Source organism: Nocardioides sp. AE5 (assembly GCF_031844485.1).
In the GTDB taxonomy this organism is placed as follows: Bacteria; Actinomycetota; Actinomycetes; order Propionibacteriales; family Nocardioidaceae; genus Nocardioides.
Genome location: NZ_JAUZVI010000010.1, coordinates 52,976 through 74,387 on the forward strand (window position 1 = coordinate 52,976; position 21,412 = coordinate 74,387).

Here is a 21,412-nt window from a genome sequence, read left to right on the forward strand (position 1 = left end):
CTCAGCGCTCCATCCATACGCTGACGAAGGAGAGCGCCGGCGAGGGCTTCCCGTAGGGACCGGCTTCAACCTGGCCGCTGGGCAACGTACCCTGACCGACTCCGTGAACCTTGCTGTTCGTGATCACTGCCGCAGCGTCTGCGTGGTCGATCCAGATGATCGGAACCTCTCGTGCGAGGACCTCCTGGACGGTGGCATACGCCGCGACCCGGTCCGCCATCTCGATGGATGCCCGCCCCTTGTCGAAGGCCTCATCGAGCTCGTCACTCTGGAGCCGGGTGACAACGCCGGTGGCTTGCCCCATCGGGGCCAGGCCGCTGCTGTGCAGGAGCTGCCTCTCCAGATCCGGGTCCGAGGCGCCGAACTCGTAGGCAGAGCTGATCTCATAGTCCCCGGTGACCAGGCGCTCCACCAACGTGGTCTGGTCGACCTGGTCGAGTTCGAGGTCCACACCTGCTTCTCGCCACATGTCCTGGAGGAGTTGGCCGCTCATCGCGGCGGCCGGGTCTGCCAAGGTCATAAGGCGGAGCTTCACCGGACCGTTGCTCGCCTCGTAGGCACTGATCGCCGCCCTGGCCGCATCCAGGTCGTACGTCGGATAGTCGGTCTCGTGGTACCACTGCGTGTCCTTGGACCAGGGTCCCGTGGCGGGCTCGGTCAGTCCGCCGCGCAGCGTCTCGATAAACGAGTTCTGGTCGGTAGCCATGGCCAGGGCTCGCCTGAGCTCTACGTCTGCGAGAGCAGTGCTGGCCGTGTTCAGGAAGAAGATCGCCTCAGTTCCTGCCATCCCCTTGACCCTGGTGGTGGTGTATCCAGCATCGTCGCGGAAGCGCAGCACGTCCTGGGGGTCACGACTGGACATGCCGTCGACGTCGTTGGCCTGCAGCGCCATCGTGCGCTGAGTGCCGTCGGGAATGATCCGGAACTCGATGCCGTCGAGATAGGGCAGACCCTCGTCTGCCCGCCAGTAGTTCTCATTCTTTTCCACCGAGAGCGAGGAGCCCTGCACGTGGTTCACGAAGACGAACGGTCCCGTGCCAACGGGGTGGGCACTCGCAGGTTCGGGATCCGTGAGCGAACTCATCGGGATCATCATTCCGGCGGCGCCGGTGAGATAGTGCGGGAAGGTGGCCCAGGGCTCCGAGAGGCCCACGACCACCGTCATCGGCCCGGTCGCCTCGATCGACGTGACGGTCGCGAAGGTCGCCGCGTTGGCCACAGCCTCCTGCTGCGCCTTCAGGTTCGCTTCCACTACTGCCGCATCGAGTTTGTCCCCGTTGGAGAACTCGATGCCCTCACGAATGGTGAACGTCCATTCGGTGGCGTCCTCGTTGGGCTCCACACTCTCCGCGAGATAGGGCTGCCAGTTGAAGTCCTCATCGAGGGCCACCAGCGGCTCCAGGATAGTGCGGACCATGGTGTAGGTCTGGCCGCTGAAGGAGTATGGGTCGTTGACCGGGTGGAACCCCGCGGCATCGGCACTGAGTACGAAGGTCAGTGTTCCTCCTGGGACAGGGGTCCCGCCGCCACTCCCCTCATTCCCGTCGCTGCCTGCACAGGCGGCCAGAGAGGCGGCCAACACCATCGCAGCGGCGCCAGCACACATTCTCGCGAGTCGTGCTCTCACGTCTTGATCCCTTCGTCGGCTCCATGCGGTCACGTATGGAGCGATCTTGAAGGGATCCTCTTTCTGTAACGTGGCTCACAAGAGTAGGGAAGCCCTACCTCTTAACGCGGAACCCACCGATCCCCCGTCAAACGAGCGACAATGGGTGTCTACCGACAGCAACCCAGAGAGGGCGCGGGATGGAACGGACGGGCTCGGTGACGACATGTGACCGAGAAGAGACTGCCTCGCCCCAGCCACCCGAGGCCGCGATCGATGCGGTGCTCGATGCGGCCTCGAGGTTTCGGGGGACCGGAGGCCTGGTCGTCATCGAGGGACCGCCGGGTGCCGGTGCGACGCATCTGCTCTCCGTGGTCGCCGAGGAACTCCACCGCCGCGGCTGGCGGGTGATCGACAACCGGGACCACACCGGCGTGATCCCGAGCCGCGCGGTGGTCCTGGCCGATGGCGGACCAGCACCCACGCGCCACGTCGACGAGGCCGTGGTCATCGTCCCGGTCACCTCTGGGCTGGCGTGGGGGGAAGAGTTGACCATGACGGCAGCACGTCTGCTCGGCGAGGCGAGGCTGAGTGTCGTGCGACTGAGCCCCTTGCCCCACGACATCGTGGTGGGAATCCTCCGAGGGGAGGCGGCGCAGGTGCCGGACGCTGACGTGGAGCACCACGTGACCGCTGCTGCCGGCAATCCGCTGATCGCCACCCACCTGGCTCGTCACGGTCATCTCCAGCAGCCTGCACTGGACCGCGTCGTGCTCAACCGCATCCTGGCCCGGTTCGGCCCGGACAGCTTGTCCATCGCCGCTGCGCTGGCCGCATTGCAGGCGGTGACGCTGGAGGATCTGCCTCTGGTCGCCCAACTGTGCGCCGTCTCGGAACAAGACGTGGACGGGCTGTTCGACAGCCTCTCGTCCACCGGGTTGATCTCTCGCGCCGCAGGAGACGAGCACCACCTGACGATCCCCTGGATGACGGAGGCCCTCTACGCCACCCTGGGCCCGGCGACCCGTGACCGGATTCATCGTTGCGCGGCCGACGCGCTCTCACGCCGTTCGGTGGTCCGGCACGACCTGGTGGCCCACCACCTGCTCCGCTCCTCGCCCACCACGGACCCGCACGAGACCGCCCGTCTCCTGTCGACGGCAAACGCGCTCACGGCATCCGCGCCGGATGTCTCGGTGCAGTGCTACCAGCGTGCGTTGGCGCACCTGGAAGGCACGTCCGAGCGAACCGCGGAGCTCACTGCGCTTCTGGCTCGCGCCTATCTCTTGGCCGGACGCCCGCAGGAGGCCGCCGACGTCGGCCGTGCCCTGCTGACGGAATCGGGCAACGGGCCCACGTCCACCTACCCGTGGCTGCTGCCTGTCGTTGCCGAGGCGATGAAGGCGACATCGGCAGTCGACGAGGCCGAGAGCATCTTGCGCTCCCACGGCTCGGACGGGGTCACCGCGGTGCTGGCCACTCAGGTGGCCTACCTGTTCGCTGCGTCGGGACGCGACGTCGAAGCACGCGATCACGTACGTCGAGCTCGCAGCTCGCTCACGCGGCGCTCGATCCGTGGCCAAGTGAACGTGCTGAGCAACCTGTTGCACGCGCAGTGCATCGCCGGTGACTTCGCCGGGCTGCGTCATGATGCCGACCAGCTCGGAGGCATCATCAAGCTCGCTCCGGAAGAGTCGCAACTCCATGCCTGGGCAACCTTGGCGCACGTCCAGTCGGTCGAGGGTGACCTGGCCGCGAGCGCCGAAGCCGCTGACAACGCTGAAGCGCTGCTGGCCGGCGAGACCTGGGGCATCTACGTGCCCGAGGTTCGCTATGCCAGGGCGGCGGTCGGATTCGCGGCGGGTGCCTGGGACGACGTCCTGACCATCGCGACCGCCTCTGACGCCCCCCTTTCCCGCTCGGGCACGGTCAGCTATCTCCACCTGATGCGACATGTGCGGGGTCGGGTCCTGGCCAATCGTGGAGAGTTCACCCAGGCCCGCAAGGTTGGCGGGGGACCCGTTGATGTCCCGTACTTCCTCGGTGCCATGCGCAACCTGGCCCTGGCGGAGGTCGAGATGCTCTCCGGAAGCCACGATGCCGCAGGTCAACGGCTGAACCTGGCCCTCACCCAGGAACGTCTGCCGGGGGAGATCCGCGCCGCCCTCCTCGCCCTGCTGGCCAGCGTCGCAGTGGTGCGCAAGGACGATGCACTGGTGCGGGCCTGTGTGGCCGAGGTGGAGGAACGTTGGGGGATCGCCGAGGCAAGCCGGCAGGTCCGACTGGAGATGCTCTTGGCCCTGGCGACGGTGAACCAGTCGACGGCGCTGGCCCGCGACGCACTCAGCGAGGCGCAGGGCCATGGCTTCAAGTTGTTCGAGGGCCGGGCACAGCTCACCCTGGGGCAACTCGAGAAGGACCCCGAAGAGCACTTCGTCCGGGCGATGAACATCTTCGGCGATCTCAAGGCCGTGCCCTGGCGAAGGACGACGGCATCCGAGCTGCGCAGTCGGGGCCTCAAGGTGCCGCGCCGCTCCCGGTCGCGGGTGGGTGCGCTGACCGAGACCGAGGTCCAGCTTGCGCGCCTGGTCCAGGCAGCTCATTCCAACCGTGAGATCGCCGAGGTGATGTCCTTGAGCGTGAAGACTGTCGAGGTCTACCTGAGCAGGCTCTACGCCAAGACCAACTGCAAGAGCCGACTCGACCTGGCCCGGGCGGCGGACGAAGGACGTCTGCCACTGAACTAGTTCCGGGCGATCGGCGGAGCCGAGGATTCCCACGTGAGATACAATTTCACATTGTGAACACAGCTCCGTCCCAGGGTGCCGGCAGCGGCGGGACCCGCATCCAGTCCGTCGCCCGCGCCTCTCAACTGCTCCTCCGCGTGGCCCACTACCGGGAAGGAGCGAGCGTCAAGGAACTCGCCGCGGATCTCGGGTTGGCCCTGCCGACGACGTACCACTTGACCAACACCCTCCTGGATCAGGGCCTGCTGTCGCGCAACGGACAGCGTCGCTTCGTCCTCGGCGACGCCACTGCCGTGCTCGCTCAAGCCTATGTGCGCAACGGCGGCGCATCGGAACGACTGCTGGTGGCACTGAAGCGTCTGGCGGACGAGACGCACGAGACGGTCTACCTGGTCGACTGGGCAGAGTCGGAGATCCGGGTCCGCGCCTCCGTGGAGAGCTCCCAGACGGTCCGCGTGGGTGATGTCACCGCTGGTCCCTATGAGCATGCGCACGCACGCGCGAACGGCAAGGTTCTCCTCGCCTGGGCGCCACCCGAGATCCGCGACGCCTATCTGGCTCGGCACCCTCTCACGAAGCTGACCCCGAACACGATCGTCAGCCGTGACCGCCTGGCGCAGGAGTTGGCACGGGTCCATGCCACGGGTGTCGCGCGGGACCTTGAGGAATACGAGGAAGGGGTCAGTTGCCTCGCCGCGCCATTCCTGCTGCACGGTGAGGTCGTCGCCGCCTTCGGCATCTCGGTCCCGACCGACCGTTTCCGTCTCAACGAGACGGCCCTGGAACACACCTTGCTGCACGTCATCGGATCCATCACTGGCACGGCGGCGACGTGACTCTCCCGATCTCAGCGGCCTGTCCCGCTACCCGTCCAAGCCGAAGAGTCGCCACGCGTTCCCGCTGAGGACCGCTGTCCGCTCGTCCGCAGTGAGCTCCTCGCAAGCCTCGACATAGGCATCGACCACATCCGCATAGGAACTGTAGAGACGATCCACCGGCCAGTTCGTACCGAACACGACCCGGTCGGCGCCGAAGATCTCCAAGCACGCCTGGATCCACGGACGCAACGAGTCGACGGTCCAGTCGTGATCCACCTGCCCGAGCCCGGAGACCTTGATCACCGTGTTGGGCAGCCGGGCCACCTTCGACAACGCGGTCCGCCACATGGTGAAGTACTCCCGATCACGTCGGAGAGGCATCATCGCGTGGTCCACGCAATAGGTCAGGCCTTCGTGCCGCCTCACCAGGGCCAGCGTCTCGTCCAAACGGCTCAGCGCATCCGCATCACACAGGATCAGCTCTTCCCGATCGAGGACGCCCAGGGATTCCGCGCAGCCGGACTCCGACAGATAGCGCGACAGCTGCAGATCTCGGATCCCCCGGAATCCGGAGTGGCGGCGGTGCCTCGCCAGAGTGCGCTCCAGCGCGACCGGATCGTCGAGACGCGCGTCCCCGATGAAGGCCGTGGGAAGCCCCGTGCGACGGCGAGCGGCCGCCAGCCAGTCGCTCTCCGCCACCGGGTCGGGGGAGCCCCCGGCCGCCTGGACATGGACGACCCCCTTCGGCACCACGCTGCGGGTTTCTCGCCGGAAGTCTTCGGGCAGGTACTTCTCCGAACGGATCGCCCCGTACTCACCGAGGACGGCGGTCTCCTCCGGATCACCCGAGGCCGTCAGCCAGTCGTAGCGCAAACCGGGAACGAGTTGGTCCCAGAAGTGGACGTGCGTGTCCACGAACTCCGGGCGCTCCGTCGGGCTCACTGGGCGGCGCCCGGCAGGGAGTTGAGCGCAGCGCCTCCATCGACGTCGAGGGCGACACCGGTGATGAATCCTGCGCCGTCGGAGATCAGGAACTCGGCGGCGGCGGCGACGTCGTCGCTCGTTCCCGCCCGCGCCATCGGGAAGATCCGGCTGATCTCGTCGAGCACCTTCCGATCCGATCCACCGGTGGCCTTCCGTTTCCAGGCGAGCACCTGCTGTCCCATGCCTGTCTCGGGCGTGCTCACCGGGCACAGGCAGTTGACGGTGACATGCGGCGCGAGTTCGCTGGCGAGAGCCTGGGCGAGTCCGATCAGGCCGGCCTTGGAGGCGGAGTAGGCATGCAACAGCGGAACCCCACAGCGACCGGCGTCCGAGCTGATCGCCACCACGCGCCCGCGGCCGGAGGCGACCAATTGGGGTGCGGCCGCCTGCGTGACAAGGAACGCGCCCTTGAGGTTGACGTCCAGGGTCAGGTCCCAATCCTCCTCGGTGACCTCCCCCAGTGGCTTGATGTGGATGACGCCGGCGCTGAGCACGAGGGTGTCGAGGCCACCGAGGATCTCGCACGCCTCTGCCACCGCTTCCGCGACCTCGTCGCGCGACCGCACATCGGCGGTCACGACCGAGAAGCCGTCCGCCCGGACGTCCCGCAGGTTGTCGCCGGGGAGGTCGAGCACCGCAACCTCGGCTCCACCCGCACGGAGCCGCCGGGCGATGCCCAGGCCGATCCCCGAGGCGCCCCCGGTCACCAGTGCCTTCCGTCCATCGATCCCGGACATGCGATCCCTTTCGTCGTGGTCTAACTTAGAGTAACATTCACATACAGAACTAGGTTATCATTATATGAAAGAGGATGCCCGTGCCTGAGGTCACCATGCCCCGTCTCTCCGACTCCATGGAAGAGGGCGTCATCCTCGAGTGGCTCGTGGGGGACGGCATGCCCGTCGAAGAAGGTGACGAGATCGTCGAGATCGAGACGGACAAGGCCAACATGGCCTTCGAGGCCGAGGCCTCGGGCATCCTCCGTCACGGAGCCGACCCCGGGGAGAGCGTCATCGTGGGCGATCGCATCGGCTCAATCGATGCGATCGCGACAAGCACCACCGAGTCCTCCGGGGGCGACCCCACTCCCTCGGCCTCCCCCACCGCAGCCCGTCTCGCCCGACGGGTCGGCGTCCCCCTCGAGGACGTCTCCGGCTCCGGGGCCGGCGGGCGGGTGCTGCGACGAGACGTGATCGAGCTGCATGAGGCGCGGCAGGACCGAACCCAGACGACGTACGACACCACGCCGTTCCAGGAGTCGCCGCCCCGGGAGTCGGCGCCCCCGGAGTCGACATCCGACGGCACCGTGCCCGAGACGTCGGCTTCTCCACCCTCGCCCGGGACTCAGCCGTCGCTCGAGGGCCGCCGGGTCCCGCTGACTCGAGTCCAGCGGCTGGTCGCGGAACGGATGGTGGCCAGCAAGAGCACCATCCCGGACTTCAGCGTGAGTCGCGCCATCAGCTTCGACGCGGTCCACGCCCTGCGTCTCGACCTGAAGTCGCGCGGTGAGCGGGTGCCGTCGTACAACGACGTGCTCCTGGCCGCGGTCGCGCGCACTCTGCCCCACCACCCCCTGCTCACCGCCCATTTCATGGAGGGCGACATCGTCTACAGCGACCGGGTCAACCTCAGTGTCGCCGTGTCCACCGATGCGGTCCTGCACGCCCCGGTCATCCACGGTGCCGATCGTCTCGACCTGGCCGAGATCGCAAGCACCACCAGACGGTTGACCACGCTCGCCCGGCAAGGGCACCTCACGATCGACGACCTGCGCGGCGGCACCTTCACGGTGTCCAACCTGGGCATGTACGGCGCATCGCACTTCACCGCAATCATCAACGGCACCCAGTCCGCGATTCTCGCCGTCGGCGCCGTGCACGAAGCAGTCTCCGTGGTGGACGGGGCATTCAAGGTCGGGTGGCGGGCAGAGCTGACTCTCACCTGCGACCACCGCATCATCTACGGAGCACACGCCGCCGCGTTCCTCCGCGACCTCGAGATCACCTTGCAGGAGCCTCAGCTGATGCAGTGATCGGGCGATCCGTGGACGGGGTGAGCGGGAGACCACCCCGCTCCGCGGATCTCGGCGGCCGGATGATTTCCTCTGCCCCGGTGACGGGCGACCAACTCAGTGACGTTCGACCAGCTCGACCCGGATGCCGTCCGGATCGGTGAGATAGACGAGCCGCGACCCCGCCACAGGCCCAGCCGTCGAAGTCTGGACAGGCGACACCGATCCGCCACCGAACTCATGGGCGCGCTCCACGATCTCGTCCAGGTCCGTGACGAAGAGGCAGAAGTGACCGGTGCCCGGATTCGCGGTGTTCGGGTCGACCGCCCGACGAGCGACCCTGCGGTATTCCAGGATCTCGAGCTCCACCTCGGTGCTGGGGATGCCCATGATGGCGATGTCGAGCTCAGCACCGGGACAACCGACGAGCTCCTGGAGATAGGGCTCGCTCTTGATGAAGCGCTCACGGAGTTCGAACCCGAGCGCTCCCGCGTAGAAGGCGATGGACCGGTCCAGGTCCTCGACCTGGATGCCGATGTGATCGCACTTGGTGATCATGGGACTCCTCGTTCAGCTGAGACGGAAACGCTCCAGTTGAGATGGCTCGACGGTCACACCCAATCCCGGCCGCTCCCTGAGCTCAAGGTGCCCATCGACCAGCTCCCACGGATCGGTGACCAGGTCGTGCTGCATCGGCGACTCGTGGGGCTTGAAGTCGAGTGTGTCGCCGTGGTCCGACACGGACAGCAGCGCCAAGCTCGCAGCAGTGTTCAACGCGCTGCTCCAACTGTGCATGCTGTAGTTGACACCCGCGCTCTCGATCTCGCGGATCACCCTCAGGGCGCCGGTCAGGCCGAGGCATCGGCCAGGGTCGATCTGGATGACGTCGGCAGCACCCGCCCGGAGCACGTGGCCATAGCTCTCCGGCGACCACTCGTCCTCACCCGTGCCGACAGGAGTGGTCGTGTGCGCGCGCAGGATGCGATGGTTCTCGAGCTCGGCTGGGTGAAGGGGCTGCTCAACCCAGCGCAGGCCATGGGGCTCCCAGTCCTTGAGACGGCGCATCGCGGTCTTCAGGTCCCACAGGCGCTGCGCACCGGGCACGTCGACGACGAGTCCCAGGTCGGGGCCGATCAGGTCCCTGACTGCACGAAGATAGACATCGTCGCGCGCCGCGTCCTGGCCGAACATGGCCTCGCTCGTCATGCCCCAGCCGGCCTTGAGGATGGGGTAGCCGGCATCGCGCATGAACCGGAACTCCTCCAGCGTGGCGTCCAGGTCCAGCATGTCGAAGATAACCGAGCCCATCGCCGGCACCCGTCGTCGACCGATGTCGCCGATCAACGCAGTCACCGGCCTGCCGGCCAGGTGGCCGGCCAGGTCCCACAGCGCCATGTCCAGGGCGCTGATCGCGAAGCCGGCAATGCCTTCCACGCCGTACCAGTAGGCGTGGCGACACATCTGGGACCACAGCCGGGTCACGTCCCGCGCGTCCTCGCCGACGAGCGTGGCCGCAAGTCCGCGGTCGATGATGACTGCGGTGGCCAGCGCTGCCTCGGGAATCTGCGAGATGGATTCACCCCAGCCGACGACACCCGACCGGGTCTCGATCCGGGCCAGGGTGACGCAGCGTCGGGCACCTCGATAGTGCGGCTCCTCATAGATGAGTGGATACGCGGCGATGGTGCTGATCGGGTCAATCGTCATGACGCTCCTCGACAGGGTGGGAGGCCAGCGCCTGCACCGAGACGGTCAGCCACGGAAACAGCGGAAGGGAGCTGATCGCCCGATGCAACTCATCCGCATCGACGGCACGCCAGATCGCCAGGTTTCCCGAAGTCCCGGGCACCCTCCAGATGCGCTGAATCGTCCCACGTGACAGCAGATGCTGCCCTGCTGCGAGTTCAGCGGCTCGTAGTTCTCGTTGCCTCTCCTCGGGCATGTCGTGAGGGAGGGCCACGGCGATCTGCACCAGGAACTCCATCAGTAGCGGTCCATCGCCTTGATCGCCTCGCACAGGGTGTCGACATCGGGGAGCCAGGCGGCCTCCAACCCTCCGGCGTACGGGACGGGCGTGTCCGGGGCGGAGATGAGGACCGGGGCCAGGTCGAGCGACTCGAAGCAGTCCCCCGCAATCCTCGCCACCACGGTCGCACCCCAGCTGCCGCCGGCAGAGCCTTCCTGCATCACGATCAGGCGGTTGGTCTTGGCGACGCTCTCCGCCACCGTCCCGTAGTCGAACGGGACGAGTGTTCTCGGGTCGATGACCTCCACCGTCACACCGAGGTCGGCCATCTGCTCGGCCGCACGCTCGGCGCACTGTCGCATGAGTTGCGTGGCCACCACCGTGACATCACCTCCCTCCCTCACGACTTCGGCCTGCCCGATCGGCACCGGGGCCAGTTCCCCGGTGCGCACCCGCTTCAGGTTGTACATCGCCTTGTGCTCGAAGAACAACACCGGATCCTCGTCGGCGATCGCCGACCGCAGGAGGCCGTAGGCGTCCTCAACGCTCCCGGGCGTCACGATCTTGAGGCCCGGGCAGTTGAGGAACCAGTTCTCCACCGGTTGGGAGTGCTGGGAGGCGAATCCCTGCCCGGCCCCGTTGGCGAGTCGGACGGTGACCGGCACCGACACCTGCCCCCCACTCATGTAGCGGTACTTGGCGAGTTGGTTCGCGATCTGGTCGAAGCAGACACCGGCGAAGTCCGCGAACATCAACTCGGCCACGGGCCGGGAGCCCATGATCGCCGCCCCGATCGCAGCTCCGATGATGGCCTGCTCCGAGATCGGCGTGTCCATCACCCGCTCGCCCCCGAACGACTCCATGAGTCCATCGGTGACCTTGAATGCGCCTCCGGCCGCGGCGATGTCCTCGCCGAGGAGGAAGACAGTGGGGTCCGCCTTCAACGCATCGGCCTGTGCCTGCCTGATGGCTTCCTTGTACGTCGTGACACTCATGCATACACATCCTTGAAGAGCGCGTCGGGACGAGGTGGTGGGGCGGCGAGCGCGGATTCGACGGCGGTGCGCACGGACTCCTTGGCCGCCGCCTCGGTCCCGGCGATCCGGTCCTCCCCGATGCCCCGGGTGGTGAGCAGCGCCCGGAGTCGGAGCACCGGGTCGACCTCGAGCCACCTGTCCAACTCTCCTTCCGGCCGATAGGTCGCCGGGTCCGTGCGGGAATGTCCCCGATGGCGGTAGGTGACGGACTCGATCAGCGTCGGGCCTGCGCCGGAGCGTGCCCTGGCAACTGCCTCGGCAGTGACCTGGTGCACCGCCACCACGTCGTTGCCGTCGACCCGAACACCGGGCATTCCGTAGGAGGCCGCCCGGTCCGCCAGTCGCTCCACCCGCGTGGTGGCCCGCCAAGGGGTGTACTCCCCGTAGAGGTTGTTCTCGCAGAAGAAGATCACCGGCAGTGACCAGACCGCAGCGAGGTTGAGGGACTCATGAAAGGCGCCGATGTTGGTGCTGCCGTCACCGAAGAAGCACAGGGAGACGCTGTCGCGGCCACGCTGCCGCGCTCCCAGGGCCAACCCGTTGGCGATGGGCAGGTGCGCCCCGACGATGGCGAAGGACCCGTAGGCACCGACCCGGACGTCGGTGAGGTGCATCGAGCCGCCTTTGCCCCCGCAGAGGCCGGTCTCGCGTCCGACGATCTCCGCGAAGGTGGCGTCCAGCGGAGCCCCCATCGCCAGGACGGCTCCGTGGCCACGGTAGGTGCACACCATCGTGTCCTGTTCCGCCAGTGCGGTGCACGCTCCCACCACCCCCGCCTCCTGGCCGTTGCACAGATGGGTCGAGCCCCGGACCAAGTCCTTGGTGAAGGCTCGCTGGATCTCGTCCTCCAACCCACGGATCTCGAGCATCGACCTCAGCATGCCCAGCAGCTCGCCGTCCGCGAGGGACGGGTCGTCGTCAATCGCGACCCGATCGGGATATTCCATACTCGCCTCATTCACAATATGAACTAGTTTCATTATAGTGAACAGTAGACAGGCGCTGAGGCAAGGTCAAGATGAGAGCCCCGGGACGAGAGAGCTGAGACCAGGCCCAGGCCACTGACCAGACGACTGATGGAGGAACAGGCCCATGCCTTTGCACGACGGACACGGAACAGCACTGCAGGATCGGTCGTTCGTGGTCACCGGGGGCGCTTCCGGCATCGGCTGGGCGACGTGCCGCGTCCTGGCGGAATCGGGGGCGACAGTCATCTCGGTCGACACCCAGCCCGCCGCCTCTCCCCTGCCTCGCGGCGTACACACCCTGGTCGGTGACGTCACTGCGGATGAGACCTGGGAGCAGGTGGGGAAATTGATCCGCGCAATCGCCCCCGCAGGCGTATCGGGCCTGGTTGCCTGCGCGGGCGCCAACCGCGCAGCACGCATCATCGAGACCACCGCAGAGGAGTTCCGCAGCCTGTTCGAGGTCAACGTGATCGGCGTCCTCAAGGCCATGCAGGCGGTGCTCCCTGCCATGGTCGCGCGGAAGGACGGCTCTGTCGTGGTCGTCTCGAGCGTCGACGCCCTGTTCGCCGAGGACGCGATGGCTGCCTACTCGGCCTCGAAGGCAGCCGTCGTGCAGTTGGCCCGAACGGCCGCCGTGGAACACGCCCGCGACAACATCCGGATCAACGTCGTCTGCCCCGGCGCCACGGACACCCCGATGCTGCGGCACAGCTTCGAATCGATGCCGGACCCCGCCGAGGTCCAACGCCGGCTGGAGGACCAGACGCCGTCCGGTCGACTCGTCGCTGCCCACGAGGTCGCGAACGTCCTCGCGTTCCTGGCCGGGCCACTCGCCTCCGGAATGTCGGGATCGGTGCTCGTGGTCGACGGCGGCCTGACCTCGACCTACGACTTCTCCCTCACCCCGAGGGGTTGACCCGGCCTCCGGGTCGTCACGTCACGGGGAGGCCGCTGCGGCAGATCCGGTCCGGACACTTCGACGTGCGATCTCGTCGCGATACCAGTGGAAGGACCGTTTCGGCAGTCGGGCCTGGGTGCGGAAGTCGACATAGGTGAGGCCGAAACGTTGCGCATACCCCTCGGCCCACTCGAAGTTGTCGAGCAGCGACCAGGCGAAATAGCCCCGTAGGTCGACCCCGTGTTCGCGAGCGGCCAGGGCGGCGGCGACATGACTGCGCAGGAAGTCGACACGTTCGACATCATTGATCAGGCCCGACGGGTCCGGGTAGTCGTAACAGGCTGTGCCGTTCTCGGTGACGAAGAGCGGCACGCCGGGGCATTCCGCATGGATGCGTTGCAACGTCTCGGTGAGGCCGGCCGGATCGATCGGCCACCCCATCCCGGTCGTCGCAACTCCCTCCGGCACGATGAGCTCGGTCTTCGTCACTCTGTCACCGGCGTCGCCCCCGGCCCCGACGTACTCCGGTCGGTAATAGTTGATCCCGAGGAAGTCGCTGCTCCCGGCAATCGTCTCCGCGTCTCCTGGGCGAACATGCTCGAAGTCGGAAACAGCGCGGTAGTGGCTCACCAGGTCGTCGGACAAGGGTCGACCGAAGAGTGGGTCGAGCACCGAGCGATGGACGTGGCCGTCCCAACGCCGAGCTGCAGCGACATCCGCGGAGCGCTGACTGATCGGACGGACCGGGTTGACGTTCGCAGCGACTCCGAACGAACTCTCCGAACCATCGGCTCGCATCGCCCTGACCGCCAACCCGTGGCCCAGCAACATGTGATGGAGCGCCGCAACGGCCTGCCGCGGGTCCTGCAACCCCGGTGCGTGCCGCCCGTAGCCGTAGCCCTGCCAGGCCATCACCCAGGGTTCATTGACCGTCAGCCACAGGTCTACCCGGTCCGCCAGACGCCGATGGACGACCGACGCATACTCGGCGAAGGCAAGGGCGGTTTCCCTTTTCGCCCACCCCCCGGCCAGTTCCAGGGCCTGGGGCAGGTCCGAATGCATCAGCGTGACCATGGGCACGATGCCTCGAGCGCAGAGTCCGTCGACGAGCCGGTCGTAGAAGTCCAGTCCGGGGCCATTGACGACCCCGCGCCCAGACGGCATCACCCGTGGCCACGACACCGAGAACCGATAGGCGCCGACACCGAGCGCGTTCAACAACTCCAGGTCCTGCTCCCACCGGTGGTAGTGGTCGCAGGCGATGTCAGCCGTGTCGCCACGATAGGTGTTGCCCTCCTGACGCGCGAAGACATCCCAACTCGAATCGCCACGACCGTCGTCATGGCTGGCCCCCTCGATCTGCAGGGCGGCTGTTGCCGTTCCCCAGAGGAAGCGGTCTGCCTGGTTGCTCATGGGCACCCCTCGAGTACGTTCCGTGTCGCTCGACCGACGATCAAGGCGGTCACCTCAGTCCCAACCGCTGATATTGCTCGGCCGGGGCCTCGACCTCGTCGAGCGCGGCCACCAACATGTCCTCCGCATCGCGTTCGAGACGGCTCCCGGCCCGATTTTCCGATTCGCCCGGATCGTTGTGAAGGTCGAACAACACGTTCCCTTCGAAGGGGGCCTGGGCCCAGATCGGCAGCATGTCGCCGGGCACGAAGGGCTGTCGAATCACCGGCACGGACGACCCCGGCATGAAGTCCAGTCGCGCCCGAGCATCGAGCGGCGCCAACGTGCCAGCGGGATAGGCGTGGAGCGGAATGGTGGACCACCGGTTGGACCACATGGCCAACGGACCATTCTGCTCGGCCGGGGCGTGGGCGTACTTGACCCCGTCCCCCACCACGTGAACCTCCCGTCCCCACACCCCTGAGAGGAGGTGCTCGCGGACCTCGCTCGCCCGACCCTCGATCAAGGGGACCAAGGAGCGTCCGTGTGTTCGATGCTTCGGCGTGACCGCGAAGATCTCGGCGAGAGTGGCGAAGAGGTCCACGCTGGTGCTGAGCGCACGAGTCGAACCCGCCGGACGGCCCGGCCAGGCGACGAACAGGGGCAGCTGCCCCATTTCTTGATAGATGGGGGAGGCAGGCTTTCCCCAGTTGTCGTGCTCCCCCAGATAGTGGCCGTGGTCCGTGCAGACGAAGAGCGCGGTGTTCTGCCAGAGGTCGTTGCGGTCGAAGACGTCGAGAATCCGCCCGAGCCAATGGTCGATCATGCTCAGCTTCGCACCATAGTTGGCCCGTAGCTGCCACCCCTCCCGCTCACTCAGTCGTCCCTGCCGCAGCCCGCCACGCACGTACGGCGGCCACACCAGACGTGGACCGTGCCAGGTGTCGTCGTACTTCGATGCCCACTCCACCGGGGTGTCGAACGGCTCGTGCGGATCGAACTCGTCGATGAACAGGAAGAAGCGGTCGTGCTCGTCGGCGTTTGCCTCGAGCCAATCCGCTGCGGCACTCATGGTCCGCGGTCCGGGAAAGTCAGCCTCCGAGCGGAAGTAGCTCCGTGAGCGGTCGTACGCCGCGTGCAATGGACTCTCGCGGATCGTCGGGAGCCCCGCGGGCGTGCCATGCGCACTCGGATCTCTCCGCGTCTGCCACGGATCGTCCTCGCTGCCGCGGGCGAAGTCCCAAGCAGTGAACCCCGTGTGATAGTTCTCGCCGCCGGTCTCGAACAGGTGAGGGTGATCGGTCACCAGCGCCGACACGACACCGCTGTCGCGCAGCAACGAGGGCAGCGTCGCTTCCCACGCCTCCACCGACCCCCAGGGCCGCCAGAGGAAGTCGAGAGCACCGCAGAGGATGTCGTGACGAGCCGGCATGCAGGGCAAGGATCCCGCATAGTGGTTGTCGAATCGCAGGGACCGCGCCGCCACTCGATCGAGGTTCGGCGTCTCGAACTCCTGGCTCCCATAACCGCCCAGCATGTGTCGGTTCAGGCTGTCCAGGAGCAACACGACCACATGGGTGGGAGGCGCCGACCTGCCTGCCTCCGCGCTCGAGGAGTCGCGGGGACGAGACCGGGGATCCCGTGCAGGGCTCATGAAAACATCGTCCTTACGATATATTATGGAATCAAATACATACTATGAAACTTCACCGTCGCCGCTGCATCCCGAGTTCAGCCAGGACCGCCTCGGTGTGCTCGCCCAGGGACGGGACTGCTCCCAGCCTCGGCGCATCGCCGATCAACTGGACCGGTGGCAGCAGGCCCCGCACGGACTCGGCACCGGGAACCGGCACGTCTCCCCAGCGGTCGCGCGCGACCAGCTGCGGATGAGTGAGCAACTCATCGGCATCCCGCAGCCGGGCATGGGCAATCCCGCCACGGTCGAGAACCGCTTCGACCTCGATCACGGGCAGTCGCGAGGTCGCTTCCACGACGAGCCGCTCCAGCGCATCACGATGGGCCACCCGGTCGGGGTTGCGCTTGAAGCGCCGGTCGTGGGCCAGAGCACCGTCCCCGAGGAGATCGCGACACAGAGCCTCCCACTCCCGGTCGTTCTGGACAGCCAGGAAGATGGTTCCGTCGCCACACCTGAAGGGACCATAGGGGGCAATGGTCGGATGCCGGGCGCCCGATCTGGTCGGGCCGGCCCCCGAGTAGGCGGCAACCGTGGCGGGCTGTGCCATCCACTCACTCAGGGCGTCGATCATCGCAACGCGCAGCTCCGCGCCCTCGCCAGTCCGTTCACGTCGGTAGAGCGCCGTGAGGATCCCACTGTAGGCATACATGCCAGCCGCGATGTCGGCGATCGATGTGCCTGCCTTGGCCGGCTCGTCGGTGGTTCCGGTGACCGAGAGCATGCCGGTCTCGCACTGAACCAGGAGGTCGTAGGCCTTGCGATCGTCGTAGGGACCGCCTTGGCCGTAGCCCGAGATGCTGCAGTGGATCAGGTGGGGATGGCTCCTGCGCAGCGTCTCCGCGTCCAGGCCCAGGCGCTCGAGGGCACCCGGCCCGAGGTTGCCGATCAGCACGTCGGCGCGTCCGACCAGTTCGTCCAGCACGGCCCGGTCGCCCGTGGACTTGATGTCGAGGGCAACACTCTCCTTGCCGCGATTGAGCCAGACGAAGTAACTCGAGTGCCCGTGGGCGATCCGGTCGTAGTCCCGGGCGAAGTCCCCACTACCGGGACGCTCCACCTTGATCACCCTCGCCCCCAGGTCGGCGAGTTGACGCGTGGCGAACGGGGCCGCGACCGCGTGCTCCAAGGCCACGACGACAACACCCTGCAGCGGCCTCATCCGTGCGCCGGATTGCGTCGGATGAGTTCACGGACGATGACGTTGCGTTGAATCTCGTTGGTGCCCTCGCCGACGATCATCAAGGGGGCGTCACGGAAGTAGCGCTCCACGTCGAACTCCGTGGAGTAGCCATAGCCACCATGGACCCGTACGGCGTCCAAGGCGATCTTCATCGCTGCCTCCGAGGCAAACAGCTTGGCCATTCCCGCCTCCATGTCAGCGCGGCCACCTCGCTGACAGGTCTGCGCGGCCCGCAGCACCAGGCCCCGAGCGGCCTCTAGGGTCGTGGCCATGTCGGCCAGGTGATTCCCGACGGACTGATGCTTCCAGATGGGCTTGCCGAAGGACTCGCGCTGTTGGGCGTAGGCGAGGGCGTCCTCGAGAGCCGCCGTACCCACTCCGAGAGCGCGGGCGGCAACTTGGATCCGGCCGATCTCCAAGCCGTGCATCATCTGGGTGAAGCCCTTGCCCTCCTCCTCGCCCAGCAGACTCGACATCGGCGTCCGGAAGTCATCGAAGGAGAGCTCACAACTCTCCACCCCCTTGTAACCGAGCTTGGGGATGTCGCGCGAGACCGCGAAGCCGGGGCCATGCTCGACCAGCAGGATGCTGATCCCGCTGTGAGCAGGCTCCGCCGACGGGTCCGTCTTGCACAGCAGTGCGACGAGCTGGGAGTTGCGCGCGTTGGAGATCCACGTCTTGGAGCCGTTGACGACATAGTCGTTGCCCGCGCGACGGGCGGTGGTCCGCATCGCCTGAAGGTCAGACCCACCTCCGGGCTCAGTCAGGGCCATCGTCGCCCGCACCTCCCCGCTCGCCATCCGTGGAAGGTAGCGGTCCTGCTGCTCACGCGTGCCGAAGGCGACCAGCAGTTTGGCGACGACAGTGTGTCCACCCATCGCACCGGCCAGGCTCATCCACCCACGCGCCAGCTGCTCCGTGACCGCCGCGTAGCACGGGATGCTCACCTGGTTCTCGCCCCAGGGCTCCGGGACGGCCAGTCCGAAGACACCCATCTCCTTCATCTGCTCGATCAGCACGCGCGGGTAGGTGTTCGCTGACTCGAGCTCTCGCACGGTGGGCCTCACCTCACGATCCACGAACTCCCTGATCAGAGAAACGATGGCGAGCTCGTCTTCCTCGAGCTGGTCAGCCATCCAGTGGGGGCGCGGCGGCATACGAAGTCCTTCCCTAGGTTCGGACTTCATCATGACTCGGCATGGATAGTGGTGCATAATGCCATTTCGTGATGGGTTCATCGTCCCTGCTGATGGGCAACAGGCGGTCTTGAGGTGGAGGTCAAACAGCTCGAGGCAGTGGTGGCCATCGCGGACGAAGGCAGCGTGACCGGTGCGGCACGTCGGCTCCGTCTGGTCCAGCCGGCCGTCTCACGGCAGATCCAGACCTTGGAGAAGGAACTGGGCGTCGCCCTGTTCGAACGCACCCGAAGCGGCATGCTAGTGACCCCGGCCGGCTCCCTGCTGGTGGAACGGGCGCGTCGCGTGATCCGCGAGCTCGACCGGGCCAGGGTCGAACTGCAACCCACTCCGCACGACGTCGGCGGGACTGTTTCCGTCGGGCTCCTCGAGAGCATGACCGACCTGTTGGCCGGGCCCCTGGTCACCCGGGTACGCGAGGCCCATCCCCGGGTGCACCTTCGCGTCCTCACGGCGTACAGCGGTCACCTCCGTGACTGGCTCAACGCCGGAGACCTGGACCTGGCCGTCCTCTATGACCTGCCCCCGTCTCCCTCCTTCAGCGTGGAACCCGCAGGGGAAGAACAACTGTGGGCCTTTGCGCCTCCCGAAGCCGCCCTCCGCGTCGGTACACCGATCCCGCTAACCGAGCTCACCCATGTTCCCCTGATACTCCCGGAGAGCGGCCACGGCCTGCGGGTCCTGATCGACCGGGCCTTCGCACGACTAGGCCTCCAACCGCACGCATCTGTGGAGACGAACTCGATGCGCATTCAGAAGTCTCTCGTCCAGCAGGGCCACGGTTGGACGATCCTCCCGGCGGTCGGCGCGGCAGCCGAGGTCGCTTCGAGGACTTTGAGTGGCGCACCCCTGTGCGCACCCGACATTCGTCGTACGGTCTCATTGGTCACCCACAAGCAGGAGAGGCAGCAGCCCTCGATCCAGGCCGTCGCCGCCCAGCTCACCCGCTGCATCGACCAGGCACGATCCACCGGGTCGTGGCCGGGGATGCGGCAGTAGGGACCCACCGTTCATGGAATGGAGCAGAAGTGACGAGCAGCACGACCGTCCGCGGACCGTACTTCGACGAGCTGGTGGTCGGCACCACCTTCGCCAGTGCCCCCGCGGTGACCCTCACCGAAGGAATGCAGGCCGTGCACCACTCGATCGTGGGAAACCGCATCCGGCTGCTGCTGGACCACGAGTTGGCCAGGAGGGTCACCGGCCGTCGACCGCTCGCCTCCCCAGGATTGGTCTGGGACATCTCGATCGGTCAATCGACGGCAGCAACACAGTTCGTCCGGGCCAACCTGTTCTATCGGGGGCTGTGGTTCCACCGGGTCCCCGAGGTCGGTGACACCCTGCACACGACGACCCGGGTGGAGGCGTTGAAGCAGAACTCGGTCAAACCGCAACGGCCGCCCACCGGAATGGCGGTGTTGCAGATCAGCACGATCGATCAGGCGGGCCGCCGGGTTCTGGACTACCGCCGTTGCGCGATGCTGCCCCTGGGACCGGGAAGCGCACCGACCGGACACCAGGACCCCCTGGGCGCGGCGGGCGACCTCGCCCTCGAAGAATTGCTCGTTCCCTCCGCCGATTGGGACCTGTCGCCGATCCGCGAGCTTCCCGGCAAGCATTTCGCGGACCTTGCCCCGGGGATGGCCTGGGAGGTGGACGGCATGGATGTCGTCACCGGCGCTCCCGACCTGGCTCGGCTCACCGGGAACATCGCCAAGGTCCACCACGACCAGCGTGCGGCCGGCGGGAGGCGACTGGTCTACGGGGGCCACACGATCGGCCTGGCCCTGCACCACCTCACCCGAGCGCTGCCCAATGTGGTGACCGTGGCCGGCTGGCACGGTTGCGACCATCATGGCCCGGTTCATGAGGGCGACTCCCTGCGCTCGGTGGTCGAGGTGGAGTCGCTGCACCCGCTCGAGGGAGGCGGCGGCCTCGCGTCACTGAAGGTCTCGACCTTCGCTGCGGCGGACCCCGAGGACCGTGCCGTGCTGGCCTACCGGCCGGTGGTGGTGTTCGCATGAGCACCAGGAACGGCGGCATCCTGGCTTCGGCCTGCAGTTTCCTCTTCGTGCCCGCCGACCGGCCGGACCGTTACGCCAAGGCGATCGCCACCGGAGCCGACGCGATCATCATCGACCTCGAAGACGCGGTCGGCGTGGATGTGAAGGAGCAGGCACTGAGCACGATGGTCCGCTGGCTCTCCCAGCAACGGACCGATGACCGTGCAGACCAGGAGCAGGCAGGCCAGGAATCACAACCGCAGATCGTCGTGCGGATCAATGCCCTCCGGTCCCGGTGGCACGCTGCCGAGGTAGCTGCGCTGAGCGGCTCCGACGTGGCGGTCATGGTGCCCAAAGCGGAGGACCCGGCAGCTCTGGAAGCGCTGTCCGGTCGGCTCCCGGGGACCGCGATCCTTGCTCTGGTCGAGACACCCATCGGCGTGCTCGAGGCCCGTGCCCTGGCCTCAGCTTCCGGGGTGGTCCGCCTGGCCCTGGGCAATGTTGACCTCGCTGCCAGCATCGGCGTTCCACCCACGTCTCGTCACGCCTTGGCGTTCGCCCGCTCCAGCCTGGTCCATGCAAGTGCAGCAGCGGGCATCGCAGCACCGGTCGACGGCGTGACCACCACCCTCCGCGACCCCGATGCGGTCATCGACGACCTTCGTCATGGACTCGAGATGGGGATGGGGGCCAAACTGTGCATCCACCCCGGCCAGGTGGCACCCGTCAACGCCGCCTTCCTACCCAGTGCCCGCGAGATGGCATGGGCAGAACAGGTCCTGGCCGTCCCCGACGATGGAGTTGCCACTCTGCACGGGGAGATGATCGATCGTCCCGTCCGGCTGAGGGCCGAGGCGATCCGAGCCCGCGGGCGACGTCAGGGGCAGATCGGCTAGGCCCCGAGTGTCGG

19 protein-coding genes are annotated in these 21,412 nt (G+C 66.9%); 7 read left to right on the plus strand and 12 right to left on the minus strand.

What is annotated here, in order from left to right; translation table 11 throughout:
- Position 1: 1 nt before the first annotated feature.
- The gene (locus Q9R27_RS14430) at positions 2-1,417 is read right to left on the minus strand and encodes an ABC transporter substrate-binding protein (protein WP_311253091.1); all 1,416 of its coding nucleotides are present in this window, start codon (positions 1,415-1,417) and stop codon (positions 2-4) included.
- Positions 1,418-1,806: 389 nt separating this feature from the next.
- Here Q9R27_RS14430 and Q9R27_RS14435 point away from each other — a divergent pair, with 389 nt between their 5' ends.
- Positions 1,807-4,353, plus strand: a complete 2,547-nt coding sequence (locus Q9R27_RS14435; RefSeq protein ID WP_311253092.1) for a LuxR C-terminal-related transcriptional regulator — start codon at positions 1,807-1,809, stop codon at positions 4,351-4,353.
- A 53-nt stretch (positions 4,354-4,406) separates the two neighbouring features.
- Positions 4,407-5,189 carry an IclR family transcriptional regulator gene (locus Q9R27_RS14440; protein WP_311253093.1) on the plus strand — a complete coding sequence of 261 codons (783 nt, stop codon included), beginning with the start codon at positions 4,407-4,409 and terminating at the stop codon, positions 5,187-5,189.
- A 27-nt stretch (positions 5,190-5,216) separates the two neighbouring features.
- Here Q9R27_RS14440 and Q9R27_RS14445 read toward each other — a convergent pair whose 3' ends face one another.
- Both Q9R27_RS14445 and Q9R27_RS14450 read right to left on the minus strand, forming a co-directional pair.
- Positions 5,217-6,113: an amidohydrolase family protein gene (locus tag Q9R27_RS14445; protein WP_311253094.1), complete on the minus strand. Its 897-nt coding sequence runs from the start codon at positions 6,111-6,113 to the stop codon at positions 5,217-5,219.
- Positions 6,110-6,892: an SDR family NAD(P)-dependent oxidoreductase gene (locus Q9R27_RS14450; protein WP_311253095.1), complete on the minus strand. Its 783-nt coding sequence runs from the start codon at positions 6,890-6,892 to the stop codon at positions 6,110-6,112. The genes Q9R27_RS14445 and Q9R27_RS14450 overlap by 4 nt, the downstream gene beginning before the upstream one ends.
- An 80-nt stretch (positions 6,893-6,972) precedes the next feature.
- Here Q9R27_RS14450 and Q9R27_RS14455 point away from each other — a divergent pair, with 80 nt between their 5' ends.
- Positions 6,973-8,187, plus strand: a complete 1,215-nt coding sequence (locus Q9R27_RS14455) for a dihydrolipoamide acetyltransferase family protein (protein WP_311253096.1) — start codon at positions 6,973-6,975, stop codon at positions 8,185-8,187.
- Positions 8,188-8,283: 96 nt separating this feature from the next.
- Here the strand turns inward: Q9R27_RS14455 and Q9R27_RS14460 are convergent, their stop codons facing one another.
- The 5 genes from Q9R27_RS14460 to Q9R27_RS14480 are packed head-to-tail and all read right to left on the minus strand — an operon-like array spanning position 8,284 to position 12,116.
- Entirely contained in the window at positions 8,284-8,724 is a 441-nt protein-coding gene (locus tag Q9R27_RS14460) for a VOC family protein (RefSeq protein ID WP_311253097.1), read from the minus strand.
- Positions 8,725-8,736: 12 nt separating this feature from the next.
- The gene (locus Q9R27_RS14465) at positions 8,737-9,873 is read right to left on the minus strand and encodes a mandelate racemase/muconate lactonizing enzyme family protein (RefSeq protein WP_311253098.1); all 1,137 of its coding nucleotides are present in this window, start codon (positions 9,871-9,873) and stop codon (positions 8,737-8,739) included.
- The gene (locus Q9R27_RS14470; protein ID WP_311253099.1) at positions 9,863-10,150 is read right to left on the minus strand and encodes a muconolactone Delta-isomerase family protein; all 288 of its coding nucleotides are present in this window, start codon (positions 10,148-10,150) and stop codon (positions 9,863-9,865) included. Before Q9R27_RS14470 ends, Q9R27_RS14465 begins: the two co-directional genes overlap by 11 nt.
- Positions 10,150-11,127, minus strand: coding sequence for a pyruvate dehydrogenase complex E1 component subunit beta (locus Q9R27_RS14475; protein WP_311253100.1), 978 nt, complete (start codon positions 11,125-11,127; stop codon positions 10,150-10,152). The genes Q9R27_RS14470 and Q9R27_RS14475 overlap by 1 nt, the downstream gene beginning before the upstream one ends.
- Positions 11,124-12,116 (minus strand): thiamine pyrophosphate-dependent dehydrogenase E1 component subunit alpha, encoded by a 993-nt coding sequence (locus tag Q9R27_RS14480; RefSeq protein ID WP_311253101.1) that lies wholly within the window; start codon positions 12,114-12,116, stop codon positions 11,124-11,126. Before Q9R27_RS14480 ends, Q9R27_RS14475 begins: the two co-directional genes overlap by 4 nt.
- 145 nt (positions 12,117-12,261) lie before the next feature.
- Between Q9R27_RS14480 and Q9R27_RS14485 the strand changes: the two genes are divergently transcribed.
- Positions 12,262-13,053, plus strand: coding sequence for an SDR family oxidoreductase (locus Q9R27_RS14485; RefSeq protein WP_311253102.1), 792 nt, complete (start codon positions 12,262-12,264; stop codon positions 13,051-13,053).
- A 21-nt stretch (positions 13,054-13,074) separates the two neighbouring features.
- Here the strand turns inward: Q9R27_RS14485 and Q9R27_RS14490 are convergent, their stop codons facing one another.
- From Q9R27_RS14490 to Q9R27_RS14505, 4 genes are all read right to left on the minus strand, one after another.
- The gene (locus Q9R27_RS14490) at positions 13,075-14,448 is read right to left on the minus strand and encodes a GH1 family beta-glucosidase (protein ID WP_311253103.1); all 1,374 of its coding nucleotides are present in this window, start codon (positions 14,446-14,448) and stop codon (positions 13,075-13,077) included.
- 49 nt (positions 14,449-14,497) lie between these two features.
- Entirely contained in the window at positions 14,498-15,994 is a 1,497-nt protein-coding gene (locus Q9R27_RS14495; RefSeq protein ID WP_311253104.1) for a sulfatase, read from the minus strand.
- Between the two features lie 139 nt (positions 15,995-16,133).
- Positions 16,134-17,282: a CaiB/BaiF CoA-transferase family protein gene (locus Q9R27_RS14500; RefSeq protein WP_311253105.1), complete on the minus strand. Its 1,149-nt coding sequence runs from the start codon at positions 17,280-17,282 to the stop codon at positions 16,134-16,136.
- Complete coding sequence (locus Q9R27_RS14505) at positions 17,279-18,493, minus strand: acyl-CoA dehydrogenase family protein (protein WP_311253106.1); 1,215 nt, start codon at positions 18,491-18,493, stop codon at positions 17,279-17,281. The genes Q9R27_RS14500 and Q9R27_RS14505 overlap by 4 nt, the downstream gene beginning before the upstream one ends.
- An 81-nt stretch (positions 18,494-18,574) precedes the next feature.
- On the opposite strand from Q9R27_RS14505, the gene Q9R27_RS14510 reads away from it, so the two are divergent.
- The 3 genes from Q9R27_RS14510 to Q9R27_RS14520 are packed head-to-tail and all read left to right on the plus strand — an operon-like array spanning position 18,575 to position 21,398.
- The gene (locus Q9R27_RS14510; protein WP_311253107.1) at positions 18,575-19,498 is read left to right on the plus strand and encodes a LysR substrate-binding domain-containing protein; all 924 of its coding nucleotides are present in this window, start codon (positions 18,575-18,577) and stop codon (positions 19,496-19,498) included.
- Positions 19,499-19,527: 29 nt separating this feature from the next.
- Positions 19,528-20,523: a MaoC family dehydratase gene (locus Q9R27_RS14515; protein WP_311253108.1), complete on the plus strand. Its 996-nt coding sequence runs from the start codon at positions 19,528-19,530 to the stop codon at positions 20,521-20,523.
- Positions 20,520-21,398, plus strand: a complete 879-nt coding sequence (locus tag Q9R27_RS14520) for a CoA ester lyase (protein WP_311253109.1) — start codon at positions 20,520-20,522, stop codon at positions 21,396-21,398. The genes Q9R27_RS14515 and Q9R27_RS14520 overlap by 4 nt, the downstream gene beginning before the upstream one ends.
- The last annotated feature ends 14 nt before the right edge of the window (positions 21,399-21,412 follow it).